The organism is Dehalobacter sp. DCA (assembly GCF_000305775.1).
In the GTDB taxonomy this organism is placed as follows: domain Bacteria; phylum Bacillota; class Desulfitobacteriia; order Desulfitobacteriales; family Syntrophobotulaceae; genus Dehalobacter; species Dehalobacter alkaniphilus.
Genome location: NC_018866.1, coordinates 695185 through 718782, shown reverse-complemented (window position 1 = coordinate 718782; position 23598 = coordinate 695185). Strand labels below are relative to the sequence as shown.

Below are 23598 nucleotides of genomic sequence, written 5' to 3'. Positions count from 1 at the left end.
TTATAATGACTACTTGATTGTATTATAATGGCGACTTGGTTGCACGAATAAGGATGGTAATAAAATGATCAGTACGACTGGAATATCTCTTCGTTACGGCGGACGTGCGTTATTTGAAAACGTCAATATTAAATTTATCCCCGGGAACTGTTATGGACTCATCGGCGCGAACGGCTCCGGTAAATCGACCTTTTTAAAAATTCTCTCCTGTGAGATTGAAGCCAATAAAGGAGATGTATCGACTGACCCCGGCGAAAGAATCGCTGTCTTAAAGCAGAACCACTTTGAATTTGACGAAGTTGAGGTCTTAAAAACCGTCATGATGGGCCACAAAAGGCTCTGTGAGGTTATGGATGAAAAAGAAGTTCTCTATGCCAAACCCGATTTTTCCGAAGAAGACGGCATGAAGATCGCCGAACTGGAAGCGGAATTTGCGGAAATGAACGGCTGGGAAGCAGAATCCGAAGCGGCAACCCTCTTAAACGGACTCGGTATCGGCGAAGAGTACCACGCGAAAAAAATGAAGGAACTCGACGGCAATGAGAAGATCCGGGTTCTTTTGGCCCAGGCTCTTTTTGGAAGTCCCGATATCCTGCTGCTGGACGAACCCACAAACCACCTCGACATTGCCTCCATTACCTGGCTCGAAAACTTTCTGTATAACTTTGAGAACACCGTGATCGTCGTTTCTCACGACAGACACTTTTTAAATAAAGTTTGCACGCATATTGCCGATATTGACTTCGGCAAAATCCAGCTTTATGTCGGTAACTATGACTTCTGGTACGAATCAAGCCAGCTGGCGTTGAAGCAGATGAGAGATGCCAATGAAAAGACGGAAGCCAAGAAAAAAGAATTGCAGGAGTTTATCCAGCGGTTCAGTGCCAATGCTTCCAAGTCCAAACAGGCTACATCCCGCAAAAAACTTCTGGAAAAACTGACGCTAGAGGACATCCGACCGTCATCCCGCAAATATCCGTTTGTTGATTTTAAACCGGACAGGGAAGCAGGGAATGACCTGTTGGCCGTGAACGGAATCAGCAAAGAAGTAGAAGGGGAGAAGATCCTGAACAATGTCTCATTTATCGTTAGTAAAGGTGATAAGATCGCGTTCGTAGGTCCTAACGGTCTGCCTAAGACATCCCTGTTTAAAATATTAATCGGGGAAACAACTGCCGATAGCGGGGACTTCAAATGGGGCGTCACCACATCTCAGTCCTATTTCCCGAAAGATAACGCGGCCTATTTTGACGATGTTCATCTGAGCCTTGTCGACTGGCTCAGACAATATTCCGGTGACCAGACCGAAACCTTCGTCCGGGGCTGGCTGGGCAGAATGCTTTTCTCCGGCGAAGAAGCGCTGAAGGAAGCAGCAGTACTTTCCGGAGGCGAAAAAGTCCGCTGCATGCTGGCAAAGATGATGCTTTCCGGCGCCAATGTGCTGTTGTTTGACGAACCGACCAATCACCTCGACCTGGAATCCATCACGGCCTTAAATGATGGGCTGATCAATTATAAGGGAACGATTCTGTTTGTCTCACATGACCACCAGTTTGTCCAGACCGTGGCCAACCGAATCATTGAAATCACGCCGAACGGAATTATTGACAAGCAGATCACGTATGACGAATATCTGGAAAGTGAAGATATTCAGGAGCTGCGCAAGAAGATGTACGAGATGTAGGCTGATTTTATTTCCTAATATAAAATGTAAAGTGGCAGAAAAAATTGATGCTGTTCATCGTTTATTCAGACGATTGGCAGCATTTTTATTTTGAGCAATTTGACTTTTTGGGTCATATTTGCTTGTGAGAAAATTCCTATTTAAAATGATGATGTGGTACAATTTGGAAAACCCGAGTTAACCATGTGAAGCAGGGTGATACCCCCTGCAAGCCGCAGATCGGCTTCGGCAGCGACCGAGGCCTGTTCATGTACCAGAACAGATTGTCTTTGATGAATCGCAGGGGTGGACGGCGTAGTCGAGCGCCGCGTTCAGCATGCCCATGATGTTCACGAGCATGCTCTTGAAATACTCGTGCAGGTATATGTCGTTGGTGAACTCTTGGAGCATCGCAGGGTTGAGCGCCTTCAGGCGGTAGTGCCAGAGCTTAGGCTTGACATGGTTTTTTATTTAACCTCGTACCCCGTGTAGGTGTTACAGTGAACCTCTCAGCTTGAATATTTAACATCAGAGAAAACAAAGTGATATAAGTTTTTCTGCGAAAAGTGTTGCAAAAGTTGCCTTAGATTGTCTATTAGAATAGGTGAATAGAAAACAATTCTAATATTTTTTGTTTTTATTTATTTACTGTTCCTTAGGGGGAATAGATAGTGAAACGTCCTAAAATCAAGGTTTTGATTGAATGATTCCGATCCATTTTTGGTTCATAAAGCTTCTTTAAATGTGAAGGATTCGCAAAAAGTTTTGACAGAGAGGGAATCTGAAATCCTCGTTCGAATTGCAAAAGGTTTAAGAAATAAGGAAATTGCCGCAAGTTTGGGAATTTCGAAACGTACGGTGGAGTATCATGTCAGCAACATTTTGGAAAAACTTGGAGTTAAATCCCGTTTGGAAGCAGCATTAAATTATCAGGAAATAAAGAGTGGATTAAAATAGAAAGTATCAAGTGATCTTAAATGGGTTTTATAAGGGTATTCTCTAGAGAATATTAGGAGCCAACTGTAGTGAATACCGGAAAAATAAATTTTCAAGACCTGTAGTTTATACGGTTGCTAGTAAATGGAAAATAATACAAAATGGAAATTGTAAAGCGGTAATGCAGCAATAACATTCGTTGTTTTATATTTGCAGTAAATGAGAATAGATATGATTCGACGCAAAAATAGCAGATGAGTCTTATTCAAAAGATTTTTTTCCTGGAAATAGGAAGCGAGGTGATTTTGGTATAGAAGCTTCGAACAATCTTTACTCAGCAGTAAGTAAAAATAAAGATAAGAGAGAGGAGTCAAAAAATGAAAAATTTTAATAAAATATTAGTAATAGTTTTAACGATGTCCTTCATACTTATTGCCAATATATCTCCGGCATATGCTTCGGTAGATGGTTCAGGGAAACTCTACGCAACTATTGAATCCACGCCATTGAAGAGTTCGGCTTCATCAAGTTCAAGCACCGTTATGACGACGGGAACCGGAGAAGCACTTGCATTAATGTCAACAACTGTAACAAACGGTTATAGATATCTTATGGGCAGATACGCAGGAGGCGGAGCTGTCTATGGTTACGCATTGAGTTCGAAAGTAACTCCTGCAACCGGGGCATATGTTATTACAGATCTTAATTTATATTCTAGCGAAAGCGAAAGCTCAGTAGTTTGTGAAATATCTTATAATAGTACTTTGAATTCCAATCAGGTATATAAGACTTACAGCCAGATGCACTTACTACGAGTGACAGATTACGCGGATTTTACAGGGTATTGGCATGCATACTCTGGTTACGTCCACACAAATTTTGATACAGGTAATGTCTATGCTTATTATATAGACTTACTCTACTAATTTAAGTCATTACAAAGAAAGGAAGGATAGATAATGAAAAAGTACCGAAAATCATTGCTGGAATTTGTGCTACCGTCCTTTTACTAGGGGGCATCATTATAGCAGATCTTAATAAAACCGCTTCTGCAGAAACAAGCTCGCCCGTTAAAGTTGAAAATAACAAAATGCTCAGGAATGAACTAAGCTTCGAAATAACGAAAGTTAACTTTAATATCAGTACGAGCACAAATACAAAATTCGCCGAAGTTTATATGACGATAGAAAATACAAATGGAAGAGATAAAGTAATGCTGCCAAAAGGAGCAATCGTTGCAATGGTGGGATCAAGCGGCAAAGTTTATAATATTGTAACTAAGGATGAAGAAGCTGGAATAGATTATTCGTTGGATGTTGGGTATAAACAGACAGAATCTTTCCGGAAATCTCTCGCAGAAAAGAAAAATAAAACGTATGAACCTGGAGTCTTCTTAGTAGTGCCGGGGGTTAGTGTAGATATGTCTGAAGAAAACATTGCTGCAGTCGTATACGAGGATATCAATGGGAACAGGACAAATATTCCGATTGTGGGGATTGAACCAACGTCAACTGAATTGTCGGGCGGAAAATAATAATCAGCCAATCATCAGATGATTTCTGAGTTATTCAGAAGTCATCTTTTTAAGTGCGCCCGGCATGGGCAACAACTCGGCGGTGAGAGTCCGCTGCACGCTTGGTAGTAGGAAGTGCTAGCCGAACGGCAAGGGTGTCCATCGTGAGGTGGAATCTAAAGGAAGCCGTAAGCAAAGTCCTGAACCGACGAACAGAAACCGCATATAAGGCTGAATCAGGGTGGACGAGTTTGCTTAATAAAACAAAGTCCAATACTACCCGAACCCTGTACAGTAAATGCGGCGGTTACATGGGATGAAGGTTGTTGTTCTTACCCGGGGAGATCTCATACCACGCTCCCGACAAGAGGGACGCATTCGACGACCACAGGAGCAAACCGCGCAGTGATGTGTAGCTGAGGCATGAGAAGTCAGCAGAAGCTATAGTACCGCGGAAACGCGGGAAGGGCTGAACAGTAGTAGTCTTTTGAAGAAGGAAGAAGGTGGACGATGTGAAGAAGGCAGAATACGAGGGAAACCTTGGCTGCCGCCCGGAAGATAGGGTGGAACCCGAAGACAACGGCGGAGCGCGGAGCATCGTTGAACGAGAAACCAAGGAAAAAGACGGTGCAGTCGACCTAATGAAAAGACTTCTGGACAGAGAAAACCTGAACAGGGCTTTCAAAAGGGTTAAGTCAAACGGTGGAGCAGCAGGAGTCGACGGAATGACCGTGGATGAAATGCTGCCCTGGCTCAGGAAACACAGAGAGGAGTTGCTACAGAGTTTAGGAAACGGGATGTACAGGCCTCAACCGGTTAGGAGAGTAGAGATACCCAAACCGGATGGAGGAGTACGAAAACTTGGTGTGCCAACGGTCATTGATCGGATGGTGCAACAGGCATTGGTGCAGATATTGCAACCAATCTTTGAACCGCTGTTTTCGGAGGCAAGCTACGGCTATCGACCGGGGCGCAGCGCACAGCAAGCCATGAAGGAAGCGAAAGAGTACTACGAACAGGGATATACCCGCGCAGCGGATATCGATCTGTCAAAATACTTCGATACGATGAATCATGAACTGCTGATGAATATAATACGCAAAGAAGTAAAAGATAAGCGGATTATAGACCTCATCAAGAAGTTTCTGAAAAGCGGAGTCATGGAGAATGGAGTGAAAAGCAAGACGGAGGAAGGCAGCCCACAGGGAGGCCCGTTATCTCCGTTACTTTCGAATATCTACCTCAATGAATTCGACAAGGAAATGGAAAGACGGGGGCACAAGCATTTGCGATACGCGGATGACATTGCTGTCTACACCAAGAGCCGCAGAGCAGCAGAACGTGTATTAGAAAGCTGTAAGCAGTACCTTGAGAAGAAACTAAAGCTGAAAGTGAACTCGGAAAAGAGTAAAGCGGGATCACCGCTGAAGCTTAAGTTCCTTGGCTTTGCCTTGTACAGGACGGGCAAAGGTACGGGAATACGGGTGCATGAAAAGTCAATGAAGAAATTCAAGGAAAAGCTCAAAGGCATCACAAAACGGAATCGCGGAAGGGCCATTCAACAGATTCTGAAGGAACTGAAGCTATATACAACGGGGTGGCTTAATTATTACGCTATTGCCGGTATGAAGAGCAGAATTCAGGAACTGAACAGGTGGCTGAAACGACGGATACGGATGTATATCTGGAAGCAGTGGAAGAAACCAAAAACCCGAATCGGGAACTTGATAGCACTCGGCATGTCGGTTTACTGGGCACACAAGAATGGGTACACTGGCAAAGGCTACTGGAGAGTAGCCGGGAGCGGGATACTTAATCATACGTTGACTGACAAATACCTCGAATCCCTCGGCTATGATGACATAGCCAAGAAATACGAGGTACTGCACTTAAACTATTGAACCGCCGTACGCGGAACCGCACATACGGTGGTGTGAGAGGCCGGGGGCGAGACGCCCCCTCCTACTCGATTAATCTAAGGCATACACGTCAGTAATTGATTATGGAATCTTTTGCTTGAATTATAGGTAGTAATTATTTATAATTGGTAAAAAAAGTAAGGATAATCAAATAAAAAATAAAACAGCATTCTTTGTAGTTATTCATAGTTTATTTAAGTAAAACACGTGAATAAATGAAAGAAAGGAAAAACGGCAAATGAACAAACAATCGCGATCTTTGTGCCATTTACTAGTGATTTTAGTAATTCTGATTCCAATTCTTACAGGGTGTACCTCAACGGCCAATTCAAATTCAGGCACAACGTCAGCGCCGGACTCATCCATAACATCTGAATCATCTGAAGATACTGGCTCCAATGCACCAGCAGAGACAGAAGAACCAACTACTGAAAAATTCTCAGGAGTGTGGCAGTGTAATTACGGCGACAGGAATATGGCGCAAATTCAAGTCTATAACGAAACGGAAAACGGTTTTGATTTTCATCTTTTTGTTGCGGAATACGATCAGGAAGGAAAGATTACCCAAGGAGGATTCAGCACATACGCCCGGAAGGAACCGGACGGCAAGGCCTCCTATTCCGCAGACGAGAAAGAATCAGGATATAAGCTTAAGCATGTAGAGGGTACTCTTACCATTAATAATGGATACCTGCAGATTACCTATAACAACCTCCAATTACGTCCCTATGACCAACGGAAGCAAGCGCAGCTACCGACCTCTTTTGAAAAGGTGCCTGCAGAACAAACAAAACAAGCAATGTACAAGGTGCCATTCTTTACGAGAGAAATCATCGGCTTTCCTTTAGATTTAACGATTGAGCAGGCAGATAAACTTTTCGGCCATTTATTGGATGCGGAAACATTGCCTGAACATGGAGATAGTATTGAAGTCATTATGACACGAAAATACGCGGATACAAAGGTGTCATTTTATTATCCCGAAGGTGAAGGCAAGAATTATTTCTTTTTGAGTATAGAAACAGCTCATCCCGGTCTTAGTTTTGTAAGGGGTATTCAAGTGGGTGATTCGTTGGAGTCGGTTATATCTAAATTACCAAATGAGAAAAACGAAAGTAAGATTGGGGATAATGATAAAATCCAGACCTTGTATGGGAAAGTACAACATCTTGATATTTATGGGTATATCTGGTTTGGCAAAAACGGTCTTAAAAACATCTGGTACAGTGACGGAGAAAAAATATTTAAATTGGAATTTGATGCTACCGATCATGTATCCAAAATAATTCTTTCAAACGCGAGCGACTGAGCTGTCTTATTCATTTTAAAATGTCTAGGGCTTCTATTATTATAGATGAATGCCCAAAGCAAAAACTGGCGAGTTACCCCGCCAGTTTTTAATTCATTCTCAAGGATGAAAAGCTTCAATGATCTGACCGTTAGTACTAACGATCCCAAATGGATCATAAAAACAACATCCGCCGCAACGGGGGAACTTACTTGTATCCCCACCATAGTAATAGTTATTATAATAGTTTCCAGCAGCTTGTTCAAATGTTAGAAGGTGCAATTGCTTTACTTGATCGAGGGCGCCGCAATATCCCATCGGGTCAGTGTCGTAACTGCTCTTAGTGTAAGTGCACAGGTGTACGTGAGGGCCAAAAGTTCCATCACTGCCATTTGCTGACCCACCCATGGTACCTATTATAGTGCTGGTTGTTACAGGATCTCCTTCACTCACACTCGTAGTGTTTAAATGTGAATAAGAGGAATAGAATTTTCGGACACCTGTTAAGTTATGCTCGATGACAACAATTCGCCCGTTCCAGGTCGAATTATCAGACCGAACAAATACCACTGTTCCACCGAATATGGGCTTTACGTTAGGGCCAACGTCAGTTCCTAGGTTAATATCGTAACCCAGATGCCCATGATTATTTGTTTCTTTGTCGTTAAATCCCTGACCTACCGCCCAGCCGGCAAATGGACTGCCGCTTGGTAACGTAGCACCCACTTTATAGGTTTTATATCCTACAGGGACGCCTCCATTATCCGATACGGTTACCGCCGTTGTTGCTGTGAATCCTCCATCGTTAGTAGTCACGGTAATAGTAGCTGTCCCGGCTAATTGTGCCGTTACCAGTCCGGTACTGCTGACAGAGGCATTTTGATTGCTGCACGACCAAGTAACCGCCTTGTTCGTCGCGTTGGCTGGAACGACGGCAGCTGTCAATTGTTGGGTATCCCCCGCATCTAAACTGACGGATGTTGGGTTTACGCTTACTCCGGTAACCGGAATAGATGCTGAGGCAACGGTCACTGCTGAGTTTGCCGTAAAACTGCCGTCTACAGTCCGAACAGTGATCGTTGCGGTTCCTGAAGCTGCGCCTGCGGTTATAAGGCCAGTACTGCTCACTGTTGCCACATTTGTATTGTTGCTTGACCATATTACTGCCTTATTCGCTGCGTCGGACGGGGACACGGTCGCTGTAAGCTGCTGGGTCTGATTGTAAGCAAGCGTTACTTGGCTGGGAGATACCGTGACGCCCGTAACTGCCACACTTGAAGCGATAGCGTTCAGCATATTGCACGTAGCTGAAACGAATTTCCCGGCAAAATCCCTGTCAAGGATATCTTGTGGTGAGCTGGGGAAAGGAAGCTCAATCAACGCCGCGCGCATGCCATTATTTTGTCCCCAAAGACTTACATACCCTTTGGCGGAACTAGATAATGTGCTAAGACTAAAAGTTGAGCCGAACTGATTCTGAAAACATTGCCCAATCGCTGTATCCCCAAGAGATTCATTGAGCCAGCCGTGAACATCTAATAAAACCATGGTTTGCGCTTCACTTTTCCATTGCAGCAAGACCTGACTAAGGGCAAGCACTTCAGCTGAACCCAGTGCTGAGGAACCGTTAAAGTTCCTGGTGTTAGTATAAGGATAAAAGTCGTTATTATTGGTATACGGGAAGGAACGGTTAATATCCTTGCCTGCGCTGACTGTTGCCCGACCAGGACCGTTATTTGTCCAACCGTCCAGGATTCCATCCGGATTGGCGCAGGGAATAACGTAGATCGTCCATGCGGAGAGGTTTTCCGCAGCAAGTTCTTCAATCGTCGTTTTGGCGATTTTGACCAGTTCCTCGCCGTCAGCCGCCCAGGCATCTTCAAATCCGTGAACTGCGAATACTGCAGCCAGTACATTGTTGCCACTGCCGATTTTATAATATTTTAGGGAGCGGTTATTGCCGCTGGTACCGTAAGTTCCTTCCACAACATTAGCAATGGAAATAGTTGGCAGGGTCACTGAAGTCGACTGAAGGACTCCTGTCGATACATAGCCGCGCTTGCTTGCCGAACCACCTGTGTTGTACTCGATGTAAGCATAGGCTGATTCTACCGAGGCGCTGCTTAGTATGCTTACTCTTTCGTTATCGAAAATTGTGCCGATTGTTGTAAAATTGGTATTTGGTCCGGTATATACGGTTTGGTTCCCGACAGCTTTTGCTAAACCGATACCTGTTCGCAATGCCGGAACAGAACTCAGAGAGCCTGTAGCAGTCAGGCAGTTTTGATTGACATAGCCTCTTTTTCGTCCGGAGGCTGTATTGTATTCGATGTGATACCATTGCGTCGGATAAATAGAAGAAATGTCTCTTTCCAGAATGACGACGAACTCTTCCAGGGAGACCCCGCCGCTTAGGAAATAGGTTTCATCCGGGCCGCAATAGACAGTGGACGGAGTGGAAGTGACTTCAGCCAGAACGCCTCTGTTCCTGTCTGCTAATTGCGTTGTATCGACATAACCTCTTTTCGTTCCGGAGGGGGAGCTAAATTCAATATAGGTGAAGCCGTTTTGACTTTCATTAAAGCGGGTGACCCCTTCACCAGAATAGACAGTTCCAGAAGCGGTGTAATTGTTCGACGGTCCGGTATAGACCGTCAGATCCTGGTTGGTTGCATCGGCACAACCCGTAAACGTCCTCTCCGAGACACCTGCGGCAACGGTAGAGGGATCATTCAAATAGTCGTATGGAACATAGCCTCTTTTCTTATTGCTTGATGTGGGGTAATGAATATAGAACCACGATTTTTCCTTGCCGAGAACCAGGACCGGATCATTCTGGCTGACACTTCCTACAGACGCGTAGTTTATGTCACTTGGTCCAAGATAAACAGTGTCTGCATTTGCAATCGTAGCGACAGCTCCAGTGAGAGTCTGAAGACCGCTGGCCGACACATAGCCCCGTTTTTGACCGGAGGAGGTTGTGTACTCGATAAAAGAATAGGCAGACTCTGCAGTAACACCCTCAATCCTAAAGACAGTCTCATCAGCGGATAAGGAGCCAATAGAGGCAAAACCTAAATTTGGTCCAGCATAAACATATACATTCTGTTGGATGGAAGCTGCATTTTGAAATGTTTTCAGTGATCCAAGTCCGCTGGTCGAAGAATATGGCGTAATTAAGTTTTGATCGACGTAACCGCGTTTTCTGCCGGAAGTTGAGTTAAATTCAATATAGTACCAGGAAGAAGCGTCTTTTTCCAGGATAACTACGTATTCTCCGGAGTAAACACCTCCCCCGGTTACGTAATTGCTGCGGGGACCGGTATAAATGGTAGCAGATGATGAAACGTTCGCAAGCACCCCCCTGTTCCTGCTTGCAAGTTGACTGGTCAAGGCGTATCCACGTTTGGTGCCAGACGATGTACTGTATTCAATATACGTGTAGCTCCCGCTGGTTTCATTAAAACGTGTGAAACCTTCCGTGGCATAGACATTCCCGGGTAATGGATAAGTGGTTGAGGTTCCCGGACCTGTGCATACCGTAATGTTCAGGGTTGAAACATCGGCATAGCCGGTTAAAGACCGGGTCGGGACGCTGGCCGCTACAGTAGCCGGATTCGTGATTGTGTTGTACGGGACATAGCCTCTTTTCCTGGTAGTGGCTCCGGTGTAGTACTCGATATAGAACCAGTTTTTTTCCACGGCGAAGACCTCGACTTGCTCTATGCCAACACTGCCCACAGAGGCATAAATGCTGGAACTTGGTCCATGATATACAGTTGAAGCGCTTGCGGTATTTACTTTTACTGACATAATATCTCTCCTTTGTTTTTGAAAATTTTTGAACCAGCTGATTAATTAGCAAAGAGAAGAAATATGGATATTCGTAAACCTGCTTGGTAACTTTTTTCTAGGGTCCTAAAATCAAGAAAATAGTTTAGCCGTTCTGTAATATTTCTCCCTTCAGCTTGATTATATTTCCTCAGCAACTTGTTAAACGGCAAAAACTCGGCAAAAACTCGGAAATTTGAAGACAGAAGAAAAGTCTGTAACGGAAGAGAGATCAATCATAGATTGTCTGCTAATTATAATGAAGCGCCATTTGCGTTACATTGGGTTGATGATCAACTTGCACTTTTGGAAATGTTGCAACACTATGTCGCTTGTTATGGTTAAATAAAAGAGGAAGACGACCCGAAGGTCGCCTTTTTCACTTTTGGACTTAAAAATTCTCAAAAACCAATTGCTTGAATTGTTGCCTAAAGGGTTGAATAAGTTAAAAATAGATAAACCTGTCCAAATATGCAGCATTCATTTAATAGCAGTACTTGAGAAATACCAAACAGGGACTATATCTGAAAAGACTGTTCTCGATTGGGTTAATACAGTATGGTTTTCTGGGTTATATGAATACTGTGATGAACAGTGTGATTCTATTGCCAGTGTGACGAATGAACTCGAAGAAATTGATGAAGACGGGAAGCAACTTACAACGGAAAAAGCAGATAAATATATCCATGCATTGAGAAATAATATTGAAATCTGAACGCCTTTTATAACAGAAAATATTTTGCAAGGAGATGGAATTCCCGTCTCCTTTTCCTTATGCAAAAAAAAACGAAAGGCAAAAGTGGAACCGGTCCAGCTAGCCGATTCCATTTAGGTTTATTAATAGCTTAGGGTAAATTGTTTTTACCGTCTAAATATTGGCGAATTAAGGAAAGAAGCAGATTATTACAGATTTTTCATATCACCAGGTAAGACGGAAAAGATAATCACCAAAAAATCAGAAATAAGACTAACATTTACAGTGTTATTCCTATGAAAGCTATAGACAGTTTGTCCCAAAATCGACACTGGTGTCGATTTTGGGACAAGCCTATTTAGAGGATAACTAAAAAGCTTAACTTAATCTTGATTTTAGCAGATTGAAACAATTATAATGGCAATAATCATCATTAACATAGTTTTTTATACCGAAGGAACATAACCATGATCACAAAAACCGAAACCGTCAAAAAATATGCCCAGGATGAAGAGAGCAAATTGCTGCTTGCGCGGGCGCTGGACAAACTTGATGAATCAGAAAAGAAAAATATTCCGGTTTGCACGCGGTTCTGTAATGAACAGCAGCGGGTGCTGCTTGGAAATGCGCTGAAAGCGAGCGGAAACCCCCGGCACTTTTTCTGGGGAGGCTATGAAGGGGCTGAGCGTACCGTATTGGTCTTTCTGCCGGACTACTTGGAGCCTGAACAAGTCATTCAGGATGATGAATATTGCCCATTAGCTTTTATCCGGGCGGAATATCCTGCAGACAGCGGCCTGTCGCATCGGGATTTCCTAGGTAGTTTGATGGGGGCAGGAATCAAACGGGAAACGGTCGGTGACATTCTGGTCGGGGAAAACAGCACGGATCTGATTGTCCTGAAAGAAATCCTGCCGTTCCTGATAAACAATCTGGAATCAGTCGGTCGCGTCAAAATAAAAACAGCAATCATCCCTGCGGGATTGCTGCAAATACCGGAAGAAAAAGTTCTTCTGCTGAAAGACACCGTAGCCTCATTACGGCTGGACAGTGTGGTCGCGGCAGGTTTTAACTTAAGCCGTACCAAAGCGGGGGAATATGTTGAATCCGGAAAGGTCATGCTGAATTCGCTGGAATGTGACAAAACAGATAAGACGGTTGCGGAAGGGGATACGCTATCTTTGCGCGGCTTCGGAAAAATTAAGCTTCAGGAAATAGGTGGACTTTCTAAAAAAGGCCGCCAGTCCATCGTGATTAAAAAGTATGTCTAGTACAACGCTCTTGAAATAAATACCCAAATTTATGCCATCCGTGGCACAAACAGCCGCGCTCCGCCTCCATGCTCCGCTTAACGCTGGAACTGTGCCCCCCAGACCTCATTGGGGTAATCAAGCTTTCATGAATTATTTGAGTAGAGAATTTGAGAACGTTGCACGAGTACAAGGTATATAAAATAGTTGTACCACATTTATTTCCGTGCCAGCCGTTCTGCTTCAATCTTCGCTGCCCGAAAGCAGTCCCTGATTTCTTCCGCAGTAAACACAGATCCTTTCGCCAGCTTCCTGAAATATTGCATCAATACTTTGCCGACTGCATAGCAGCTAATAAACACAAGCGAGGCTGTTCCCGGCGTGCTGCCAGAGTCTGCGTCCAAGCCAACCCTGGTCAATCCTTCCAGACCATATTTGGCAGTAAGCGCAAGGCCGGCCTGCCCGGAAAGCTCGCGGAAAAGACGCTGGGCGTCCTCGGGAGCCAGCGTTTGACCGGATTCCTCCGCCAGACGAAGGGTCAGGTAGACTTCAGTAATCTGGAGCAGGACCATATCTTTGTGTTCAGCGGCTGAGGCAGCCGTGCCGGCAGTCAAGACGATCAGCCGGTTCATTCTGTCTGTGGTTTTATTCAGAGGGAGCTTATTGACGGCTTCCTCTATTTTATTGAGATATTCTTCCGGCGTTATGGCTTCCACGCCACTGCAGACAGGACAGGACCCAGCGTCATGGACATGCACAGCATGGCCGGTCTGGGAATGGTCATGGCCACAGCTGCAAGATTGTTGGTGTAGGTGATCGTGTTTATGTTTCATTTTTCTCATCCTTTCCAGTACCCCAATGCATGCTTTCGTGGATAATATACAATAAAGCTAATCTTTAGTAAAGATGAACGGCTGAAGGACGGCTGAACAGAATGAATTTTGAAGCTGTATTTTTAACAAAAATAATGAAATATATGGTAAAATAATAAAAAATAGGGTCTAATTTGGATTGAAATCGTGTTATTTGCTGAAGACAGTCGGAAAAGGAGTTTTCAGAGTGAAAAGCTGGACGGTTAAGAATACTATGCTTTTATTGCTTCTGATGATGATGCTGTTCTCGGGATGCGTGCCAAACGATTATCTGAAAGGCATGGCTGAGGACATGAATAAAGAACCGCTGGTTATGAGAATTACCTGGAAGACGTATTCAGGCCGAGGAGAAGCGATTCAAAAAATAGTAGAAACATACAATGCCATGGGCGAAAACCATTTAAAAGTCCAATTGGCTGACGGGGACGAAGATCTCGCTGTCATTGAGACGTTACTGAACAAAAATTCAAACGTGGACATTTTTGTTCTTCCTTACCGTTATATCAAGTATTTTGGAAATCATGGCCAGCTGTTGGACCTGACTAGTGAATTTCAGGCTGAAAAGGACTATTTTTACCCTAATTTATGGGGGCTGGGCGTCATCAATCAAAAAACCTACGGCATTCCCTGGCTGGGGCATTCGATTTGTTTGCTTTACAACAAGACCCTGCTGCAAAAAGCCGGTGTAGATCCAGAAACGATTAAGAGCGTTAACGATTTAGCGACTGCCTGTGCCAAAGTTGAAGAGGGCACAGAAGCCAAAGGCATTGGCCTGGTCGGGGCTAATCATAACGATATCTCCTGGATGGTCAACCAGTTTATTTATGGGTTTGGTTCCAGCCTTGTAGATAGTAACGGGACAACTGTGACGATTAATAATGGGAAATCCATCGCTGCAATCGATTTTTATAAAAATACCCTCGGGAAATACGCTCAGGATACGTGGAAAGAGGACTCAGGTGTGGAAGTCATGGATTATTTCCGGGAGCAGCAAGTCGCGTTTGAATTCCAAGGGGTATGGGGTGTCACGGATATCTGGAAGAATGGGAATCCGTTTAAAGTTGGAGTTATTCGCCTTGATGACATTGGCTTGTTACCGGAAGTCGGACCAATGATGCTGGCGCTTCCTTCCAATCTTAGCCCGGATCGGAAAGAAGAAGCGATCTGTTTTATCCGCTATCTCATTTCAAAAGAGGCCCAGGAAAACATTCTCAAGGGAGAGTACAGCCCGGAACATGAGGCTTATTATCCATTCCGTATCCCGGTAAGGAATGATTTGCAGGACAGTGATTTTTTTCAGCTCTATCCGGAATTTCTTTCGTTTAGTGAAGGTTTTAAAAGTCCCAGTATTGATGTGCCGGTGCCGCAGTGGCAGAAGATTAAAGATCAGTATTATGCGCCAGGTCTTCATCGGGTCATGAAAGGGGAACTAGCGACGGAGGAACTACTTCAAACCATGGAAATTGAGGGCAATAAGATTTTGAGCGAGCAGGAGAATAGGAGGTAAAGGATGAACGTTAAAATTCTCGTAGTGGAGGATTCAAAAACGGATATGATGCTGATCAAAAATATGCTCTACGACTATCATTTGCTTTTTGCTTACGATGGGATCGAAGCGATGCAAGTTGTAGAGCGCTGCCCGGAGATTGATATTATGATTTTGGATTTGAATATGCCCAGGATGGGCGGTTTTGAAGTCCTGCAGGCCTTGAAACAAAATGAAACCTATCAAAATATGACAACGTTGATTTTAACAAACTATGACGAAACAGAAAATGAAATTAGAGGGTTGGAACTTGGCGCTGTTGATTACATAAGAAAACCACTGAACATGGGGTCGCTAAGGAAACGAATTGAAGTTCATCTAAGCCTGAGGCGAGCGCATCAAAGTATCGCGATGCAAAATGCTGTTCTTGAAGAAAGGGTTTTACTGAGAACCCGTGAACTGGAAATTACCCGTGATGTCACAATCCATGCGTTAGTCGGTTTATTGGAAGCAAGAAATATTGAATCCAGCAATCATGTGAAACGAACGCAATGGATGATCAAAATTCTTTGTGAATACCTGAAGACCAAAAATGCCTATGCTGAAATTTTGAATCATGACTATATTACCGAGATCTTTCAAACGGCTCCCCTCCATGATATTGGTAAGGTTGGGATCCCGGATAAAATTCTTCTTAAACCGGGGATGCTTGATTTGGAAGAATTTGAAATTATGAAGAAACATACGTTGTACGGCGTTGAAGCGCTGACGCACGAACTTGACCCGGATCATACTGCCAGCTTTTTAAAAACGGCAATTGATATCGTCGGCACGCATCATGAAAGGTATGACGGAACCGGTTACCCCTATGGTCTAATAGCTGAAGAGATTCCTTTATGCGGCCGATTAATGTCGATTATTGATGTCTATGATGCCTTGACCAGTGAAAGAGTGTACAAAACCGCAGTGGATCATGAACAAGCCCTGAAAATTATTCAAAATGAACGGGGCCGCCAATTTGATCCGAATATAACCGATGCCTTTATGGAAGTTGAAAACGAAATCCGTAAGATCAAATACAAATTTATTCAGACTGTTCGTTAGCGGGGGAGGGATACGTGTGAAAAGAACACGTGTGATCTTGCTCAGTCTGACCCTGATTTTTATATTTAATCAGACTTGCGCTGCACAAATCAACGAAATAGAGTTTACACCGGAAGAGAAGAATTTTATTCAACAACATCCGGTTATTTGCGTCGGTGTTGATCCCCAATTTACGCCGTATGAATTTTTGGATACGGATGGTGTATATAAAGGAATCGCTGCCGATTATCTTCAATTAATCAGTGAAAGAACCGGAATAAAATTTGAAATTTCTCAGGATATTACTTGGTCGGAAGCTTATGAAAAAGCGGTCGAAAAAAAGCTGGATATACTGCCATGCGTGACCTTGACCAAGGAACGGGAAGAATACTTTTTGTATTCCAATTATTATTACGCTTTTCAAAGAGTCATTGTTGTTAAAGAAAATAATGAGACTGTGACAGACCTGAGTGACCTATTGAACAAAACTGTCGCAGTCAAGAAAGATGGCTCACATAACAGCTTCCTAAAAGAATTTCCTTCCATAAACTTAAGTCTATATCTGACTGAAGAATCAGCGCTTGAAGCTGTAGCGGCAGGGAAGGAATCCTATTATGTCGGGAATCTTGCAACGGCAAGTTATATTATCAAAACCAACGGTCTGACCAATCTGAAATATATTGAAGTGAATTCAGATCCGAAGCAATATCTCTATATTGCCGTACGTAACGACTGGCCGGAGCTCGTCGGAATTATCAATAAGGGTTTGGCCGGAATTACGTCAGAGGAAAAGCTTGGGATCACCAACAAATGGATTGGTTTTGAAAATAAGATTGATTATCACAAAATCATCATTTATGCTGCAATGGTCGGGGCCATTATTCTCGGTGTGCTTTTGGTCTCCTGGTTCTGGATTCTTAGATTGAAAAGAGAAGTTGCTGCACGAATCAAAGCGGAAACCGACTTAAAAGCAGCAAAAGATGAAGCGGAAGCCGCCAATCATATCAAATCAGCTTTTTTAGCACGGATGTCCCATGAAATCAGAACTCCATTGAATGCTATCATGGGCCTGGCTTATCTGCTGAATCGAACCCCCCTCGATACATCTCAAAGCAACTACCTCAGCAAAATTATTCTTTCTGCAAAGGATATGCTGGCGATCATTACCGATATACTCGATTTCTCCAAAATTGAATCCGGCAAAATAGAAGTTGAACGAATCTCGTTTAATCTTGACAAAATTCTTCAACAAATCATCAATATTTCATCATTAAAAATTGAGGAACAGCATATTACCTTTCTTTTTAAAAAAGATCCGAATCTTCCCGTCTTTTTTTGGGGCGACCCAACCAAGATTCAACAGATTCTATTGAATGTCATTAATAATGCCATAAAATTTACAGCGAATGGAGAAGTCTCTGTTGATGTCCGCTTAGTGGACATCAAAAACAAGATTCACCAGATTGAATTCATCATTCGTGACAATGGCCTTGGGATGACGGATGAACAGCGTACGCGATTGTTTGTTCCTTTTGATCAGGGTGATTCAAGCATTTTGAGGCGTTTTGGCGGTACCGGTCTTGGTATGTCGATCGTCAAAGGTTTTGTAGATCTGTTGGGCGGTGAGATTCAGGTACAGAGTATAGTCGGCAAGGGCTCAACTTTTACCATTAATTTGCCCTTGGAAGTTGATTCCATTCAGGAGGAGGAATATGAAAGGCAAGCAGTACGGCTGCCAATGCGCAGAATCAAGGCCCTTGTCCTGGAAAAGAACCCGACAGACCGTTGTCTCTTAAAAGAATACCTGCGTTCATTTAAGATGACAGCAGCATTCACAGAATCTGGAGCAGAAGCTGAAATCATGCTCAGGAGCGCTTCCGTCTCCGGCAGACCCTTTAATTTATTGATTGTTGGCAATAACGATACTTCAGATTCCTCAGGGATAGATTTTGTCCAGCGCTTGAAAACAGTTTTGGGAATAGCATCCAGACCCAAAATTATTTTACTGGTTCCGCTCCTGCGCGAGAACCTATTTAAACTGACGGACGAAGCCGGAATTGAGCTTATTATCGCTAAGCCGGTGATTGCCTCTGTTCTGTACAATGCCATTATCGAAATATTTTTTAAGGATAAAATACCAGAAAAGGACATAGATGGCACCCAGAGAGAGAGGGAGGCGGTATTAATTCCGGACGAGCCGCATCATGTTCTGATTGTCGAAGACAATAAAACGAACCAAATGATCGCAGAGACAATTCTTTCGCAAGCTGGATTCAAAGTATTCCTCGCCGATAACGGCAAAGAAGGTTATGACATTTTTACCAAACAGCAGCAGGAGATTGATCTGGTCCTGATGGACCTGCATATGCCGACACTAAATGGTTATGAAGCAACATGTCTGATCCGAGGCTTAGACGCTAACATCCCGATTGTGGCTATGACCGCAGATGCTGTGACAGGCGTGGAAGAACAGTGCCGAAACCTTGGAATCAATGATTATATCAGTAAACCTTTTGAACCGGAACAATTGATCAGTACGATTTGGAGATTGATTAATAAAGACTGCAAAAAATCGAATACTCAAAGTACTCCTCAAAAGGCGGATACTGCTCTTAAATCAGTTCGCCAAGAACCTGTTTTGGACGAAGCAGAAGGAGTTAAGCGTCTGGGAAACAGGAAAGAAATTTATGATGCAGTCTTAAAAGAATTTTACCAGGAAAATCAGAACAACGCAGTTTTTATCGCGGCAAAGATCAAAGACAAGCGTTACAGGGAAGCGGCCCCAATTATTCATAAAATCAAAGGAAGTGCAGGGAACATCAGCGCCAAGAGATTGCACTCCATTGCCTCAGAACTGCAAAAGGCTTTGACTGAGGAAGATGAGATTGCTGTCATTCCGCTCCACCAAGAACTTCAGGATTCTTTGCACGAGCTGCTGAAACGCATCGAACGCTCCCTAAAAGATTAGATTTTATAATGAGTAGATAATAAACAGGTGAATGATTTCACCTGTTTATTATCTATGCTTCGTTACGTTTTATCGTTTGTATTTATTTTCAGATCACCCGTTTTGCCCCGATATAGACAGATTTCCAATAGGTTCCGAAACTATATACAGCAACACCCTTGGAGCTTGAAGCATTGATAAACTGGTTATTGCCGATGTAAATCCCGTCATGATCAACGACACCGTTTCGGGCCATTGAAAAGAAAACGATATCTCCGGGTTGTAAATTAACGAAACTAACCGCTTTGCCAACCAGGTACTGATCCCTGGAAATACGCGGCAGGGTAATGCCGTTTTGCGCAAAAACATATTGAACAAATCCGGAACAATCAAACCCAGTCGATGGGGAAGTGCCTCCCCATTTGTAGGGGACACCAATATATTTCTGGGCCGTCGCAACAATCGTGCTGGCTTTGACGCCCTGCGCTTTATTCGTATAGGCGGTGTTTATGGCTGAAGCCGTGATCGGCCCAACAATTCCGTCAGCCGATAAATTCTTGGCTTTCTGAAAAGCGATGACACCGGCTTGTGTTTTGAGTCCGAAAATTCCATCCACTGTGCCGACACTGTAACCCAGATAGTTGAGTTTGGTTTGTAGTTCGACGACATCCGTCCCCGTCGAGCCTGTCTTCAGAAGTGTATCGCCGAGGGCAGCAGACGTTACTTGAGCTAAGCCGAGAATCAGGATAGCAGAAAGAAGCAGCGTCACAACGATTTTTTTCGTCATTGAAATCCTCCACTCCGTCAAATTTTTTCATCTAGATTCTGTACCGGTCTCGTTCGCTTCTTACCAGTATTTTAACAATTCATTGGAAAAAAGGCATGTCCAAAATTCTGGAAATATTTATAACGTGGGAAAAGGATGATAATTTGTCTTCAAGATGATATATTAGGTGTGATCAGTTTTCATTAAACGAGTGTTTTCATTAAACGAATGTACATACCTCTAATTTGCCGTTAAGGGGAATAGAATGAGAGAAAAGCAGAATTCCTGGAATATCTATCCTTCGGATCAACTATTTACAGCCAAATGGGAGCCGGATACACTCCCTGCCAAAGCAATCATCTTGATTATCCACGGGATATCGGAGCATTCCGGCAGATATGCACTGTTTGCAAGGGAGCTGACGGAGGCAGGGTACATTGTTTATGCCTACGACCAAAGAGGCCATGGCAAAACAGCTGAAAAACAAGGCCTGGAAGGTTTTGCAGGTCAAGACGGCTGGAACCATATGGTACATGATGTCTACGATTCTGTTGCCCTGATCAAAAAAGAAAATCCCGGACTGCCGTTGTTCATTTTTGGTCATAGTATGGGAAGCTTTATTCTTCAGCATTATATGCATCTCTATGGAGATGAGCAGGGAGTACAGGGGGTTATTTTATCCGGACCGGGCGGAGACACGACGTTTATGCTGTATTTTGGCCGCTTTTTATGTCGGATGATGGCTCTGGTCAAAGGAAAGCTTTACAAAAGCAAATTCATTCATGAGCTGACTTTTAAAAACTTCAATGCCCGATGCGCAGAAACCAGGACGGAATTTGACTGGCTTACCACCAATCCGCTTGTTGTCGATGAATATATTCAGGATATTCACTGCGGGGGAACCTGTACTTTGAATTTTTATCATGATTTTTTTGCCGGAATTTTGCAAGTGCAAAAGAAGTCTAACATCAGGAAGATCCCGAAAGACATCCCGATTCTGATCCTCTCCGGTCAAATGGATCCTGTCGGACACTACGGAGAAATTATCACAGCTCTGCGTCTGCGTTACCAACAAGCTGGAATACGTGATGTTACCGTAAAACAATATGAAAACTGCAGACATGAACTGCACAATGAAACGGATCGTTCTCAAGTTCTTCAGGATATAATTCAGTGGCTAAGTTCCAAGATTGGCAAGAATAACATAGCGCATAGATAGATAGATAGGTAGACCGATAGCATAGACATAGAAATTTAGGAGGGAAAGATGATGAAAAGAATCCAATTTGCTTTGGTTGCTTTCCTGATTGGCACAATGTTTGTTTTGCCTATGAATTCTCCTATTGCCTCGGCCGAAACTCAGAAGAGTATGACGATTTTGTTTACACATGACATGCATGATCATCTCCTGCCGGTCAAGGATGAACAAAACGGTGTGATAAACCAGTCAGGCGGATTTGCCAGACTCCAGAGCGCCATTGCTGCAGAGAAAGAGAATGACCCGGATGCATTGCTCCTCGATGCCGGAGATTATTCCATGGGAACGCCATTTCAGACGATTTTTCGGACAGACTCCCCGGAGCTAAGCGTTATGGGGCAGATGGGGTATGATGTTGTAACCCTGGGCAATCACGAATATGACTACAGGGCTTCCGGACTGGCCGACAGCCTTCAGGCAGCTGTTGCTGCGCGGAAAAACGGGGAGATTTTGCCCCGGATCGTTCAGGCTAATATTGCCTTTCCGGCCAAGGAGGACGGCAGCTTAACGCCTTCGCTGGCAGCTCTGCAACAGGCTTATCAGGATTATGGGATCACCGAATACACCATCGTTGAAAAGAATGGGGTAAAGATCGGTATTTTTGGCCTGATTGGAAACGATGCGGCATCCAACGCACCGAAAGCCGAAGTGGAATTCACGGATCAAGTCGCGAACGCCGAACGGATCGTTTCGATCCTGAAAGACCAGGAAAAAGTTGATTTAATTGTCTGCTTATCTCATTCCGGGACCTGGGAAAAGGCATCCGAATCTGAAGACCGGATCCTGGCAAAAAAAGTTCCGGATATTGACGTGATTATCAGTGGACATACCCACACTAAACTTGAAGAACCGATCATTGAAGGCAAGACGCTCATTTGTTCCGCCGGAGACAGCTGCAAGTACCTCGGTGTTCTGCAAATTTCTCAAAAATCCGATTCTTCAGAATGGGGACTTGTCGCTTACCGTCTGCCGGCAATCGATGAAAGACTGCCTGAGGATCCGCGGATTGCCGGTATTGTAAGTCAGTTCAAACAACAGGTTCAGGACAAATTCTTTGCTCCGTTTCAGTTAAATTATGATCAAGTATTGGCAGAATCCCCCTATAACTTCCGGAAGGTCAACGACATATTGAATACGCATCAGGAAGATCCATTGGCCAACCTGATTTCTGATGCCTACGTTTATGCTGTGAAAAAGGCGGAAGGTTCCGGCTATGTTCCGGTGGATGTCGCAGTTGTACCTGCCGGGACGATCAGAGGTACCTTTTTTAAAGGGACGATCACAACAGCCGACGCCTTTAGCGTAAGCTCCCTCGGGATCGGTCCGGATAATATTCCGGGGTATCCGCTGGTTTCTGTCTATTTAACCGGCCAAGAATTAAAGACTTTGTGCGAAGTAGATGCCTCGATCTCGCCGATGATGGCTGAAGCCCAATTGTTCATGTCAGGCATTGATTTCACGTATAATCCGAACCGGATGATATTCAATAAGGTCACTGACGCCGTGTTGCAGAAGCCGGACGGCTCTATTGAAAAGATTGACGATACCAAATTATACAGGGTGGTTGCCGGTTTGTATTCTGCTCAGATGCTTTCGATCGTCGGCGATAAATCTTACGGTCTATTATCGATTGTGCCAAAAACAGAAGATGGTATGCCGGTTACAGATTTTGAAGCCCAGATCGTCAAAGACACAGCCGGAAATAATGCCGAAGTCAAAGAATGGCAGGCCCTCGCCTTATATCTTCAGTCCTTTGCTAAAGTCGGCGGAGTTCCAACGATCTCTGATGATTACGGCATGGTACTTGGAAGAAAAGTGGTAGATAACAGCCATCATCCAATATCCCTGCTCGCCAATCCGAACAAAATAACCCTGACGGTCTATTCTGTTGTTCTTGTTGTTATAGCGCTGATTATTTTTGCGATTTACAGGATTGTCACCCGCCGCAGACGCTTGGCCCGAATCAATCAGAGATCTGTCTAAATGCAGTTTTTCTGGTTGAAAACATGCAGGATCTTAGCCAGAAAGATTTCTGGCTTTTTATTTTTTATAGAGCGAAAAAGTAAGTTGCAATCGTAAGCAGGAATTTGCC

Annotated in this window: 17 protein-coding genes; 14 read left to right on the top strand and 3 right to left on the bottom strand. The window is 43.8% G+C overall.

Translation table 11 applies throughout. From position 1 onward, the window contains the following. The first annotated feature begins 64 nt into the window (after nucleotides 1-64). The 7 genes from DHBDCA_RS03415 (at nucleotide 65) to DHBDCA_RS03390 (ending at nucleotide 7340) form a co-directional block, all read left to right on the top strand. The gene (locus tag DHBDCA_RS03415; RefSeq protein WP_015042764.1) at nucleotides 65-1684 is read left to right on the top strand and encodes an ABC-F family ATP-binding cassette domain-containing protein; all 1620 of its coding nucleotides are present in this window, start codon (nucleotides 65-67) and stop codon (nucleotides 1682-1684) included. 678 nt (nucleotides 1685-2362) lie between these two features. Beyond that, nucleotides 2363-2620, top strand: a complete 258-nt coding sequence (locus tag DHBDCA_RS03410; RefSeq protein WP_021315530.1) for a response regulator transcription factor — start codon at nucleotides 2363-2365, stop codon at nucleotides 2618-2620. Between the two features lie 356 nt (nucleotides 2621-2976). Next, the gene (locus DHBDCA_RS03405; RefSeq protein ID WP_034378489.1) at nucleotides 2977-3525 is read left to right on the top strand and encodes a hypothetical protein; all 549 of its coding nucleotides are present in this window, start codon (nucleotides 2977-2979) and stop codon (nucleotides 3523-3525) included. 251 nt (nucleotides 3526-3776) lie between these two features. Further along, nucleotides 3777-4133: a hypothetical protein gene (locus DHBDCA_RS03400; RefSeq protein ID WP_242824958.1), complete on the top strand. Its 357-nt coding sequence runs from the start codon at nucleotides 3777-3779 to the stop codon at nucleotides 4131-4133. Nucleotides 4134-4276: 143 nt separating this feature from the next. After that, on the top strand, nucleotides 4277-4432 hold the full coding sequence (locus DHBDCA_RS15385) for a hypothetical protein (protein WP_021315529.1): 156 nt from the start codon (nucleotides 4277-4279) through the stop codon (nucleotides 4430-4432). 183 nt (nucleotides 4433-4615) lie between these two features. Further along, nucleotides 4616-6013, top strand: a complete 1398-nt coding sequence (ltrA, locus tag DHBDCA_RS03395; RefSeq protein ID WP_015042619.1) for a group II intron reverse transcriptase/maturase — start codon at nucleotides 4616-4618, stop codon at nucleotides 6011-6013. A 256-nt stretch (nucleotides 6014-6269) separates the two neighbouring features. Next, entirely contained in the window at nucleotides 6270-7340 is a 1071-nt protein-coding gene (locus DHBDCA_RS03390) for a hypothetical protein (RefSeq protein WP_015042761.1), read from the top strand. A gap of 99 nt (nucleotides 7341-7439) precedes the next feature. Here the strand turns inward: DHBDCA_RS03390 and DHBDCA_RS03385 are convergent, their stop codons facing one another. Then, nucleotides 7440-11132, bottom strand: coding sequence for an Ig-like domain-containing protein (locus DHBDCA_RS03385; protein WP_015042760.1), 3693 nt, complete (start codon nucleotides 11130-11132; stop codon nucleotides 7440-7442). A gap of 403 nt (nucleotides 11133-11535) precedes the next feature. On the opposite strand from DHBDCA_RS03385, the gene DHBDCA_RS03380 reads away from it, so the two are divergent. Together DHBDCA_RS03380 and DHBDCA_RS03375 are read left to right on the top strand one after the other, a co-directional pair. After that, a complete protein-coding gene (locus DHBDCA_RS03380; RefSeq protein ID WP_015042759.1) occupies nucleotides 11536-11865 on the top strand; it encodes a hypothetical protein in 330 nt (109 codons plus the stop codon). 446 nt (nucleotides 11866-12311) lie between these two features. Next, the gene (locus DHBDCA_RS03375) at nucleotides 12312-13115 is read left to right on the top strand and encodes a YlmH family RNA-binding protein (protein ID WP_015042758.1); all 804 of its coding nucleotides are present in this window, start codon (nucleotides 12312-12314) and stop codon (nucleotides 13113-13115) included. Between the two features lie 197 nt (nucleotides 13116-13312). Here DHBDCA_RS03375 and DHBDCA_RS03370 read toward each other — a convergent pair whose 3' ends face one another. Next, nucleotides 13313-13927 carry a hypothetical protein gene (locus DHBDCA_RS03370; protein ID WP_242824957.1) on the bottom strand — a complete coding sequence of 205 codons (615 nt, stop codon included), beginning with the start codon at nucleotides 13925-13927 and terminating at the stop codon, nucleotides 13313-13315. 226 nt (nucleotides 13928-14153) lie between these two features. Here DHBDCA_RS03370 and DHBDCA_RS03365 point away from each other — a divergent pair, with 226 nt between their 5' ends. The 3 genes from DHBDCA_RS03365 to DHBDCA_RS03355 are packed head-to-tail and all read left to right on the top strand — an operon-like array spanning nucleotide 14154 to nucleotide 19503. After that, on the top strand, nucleotides 14154-15473 hold the full coding sequence (locus tag DHBDCA_RS03365; protein WP_015042756.1) for an extracellular solute-binding protein: 1320 nt from the start codon (nucleotides 14154-14156) through the stop codon (nucleotides 15471-15473). Between the two features lie 3 nt (nucleotides 15474-15476). Further along, nucleotides 15477-16556, top strand: coding sequence for an HD-GYP domain-containing protein (locus DHBDCA_RS03360; protein WP_015042755.1), 1080 nt, complete (start codon nucleotides 15477-15479; stop codon nucleotides 16554-16556). A 16-nt stretch (nucleotides 16557-16572) separates the two neighbouring features. Further along, complete coding sequence (locus tag DHBDCA_RS03355) at nucleotides 16573-19503, top strand: response regulator (RefSeq protein WP_015042754.1); 2931 nt, start codon at nucleotides 16573-16575, stop codon at nucleotides 19501-19503. A gap of 88 nt (nucleotides 19504-19591) precedes the next feature. On the opposite strand, the gene DHBDCA_RS03350 is transcribed toward DHBDCA_RS03355, so the two are convergent. Next, nucleotides 19592-20269 (bottom strand): C40 family peptidase, encoded by a 678-nt coding sequence (locus tag DHBDCA_RS03350; protein WP_015042753.1) that lies wholly within the window; start codon nucleotides 20267-20269, stop codon nucleotides 19592-19594. 244 nt (nucleotides 20270-20513) lie between these two features. On the opposite strand from DHBDCA_RS03350, the gene DHBDCA_RS03345 reads away from it, so the two are divergent. Next, nucleotides 20514-21467 carry an alpha/beta hydrolase gene (locus DHBDCA_RS03345; protein WP_015042752.1) on the top strand — a complete coding sequence of 318 codons (954 nt, stop codon included), beginning with the start codon at nucleotides 20514-20516 and terminating at the stop codon, nucleotides 21465-21467. A 48-nt stretch (nucleotides 21468-21515) separates the two neighbouring features. Further along, nucleotides 21516-23489, top strand: a complete 1974-nt coding sequence (locus DHBDCA_RS03340; RefSeq protein ID WP_015042751.1) for a bifunctional metallophosphatase/5'-nucleotidase — start codon at nucleotides 21516-21518, stop codon at nucleotides 23487-23489. Nucleotides 23490-23598 lie beyond the last annotated feature (109 nt).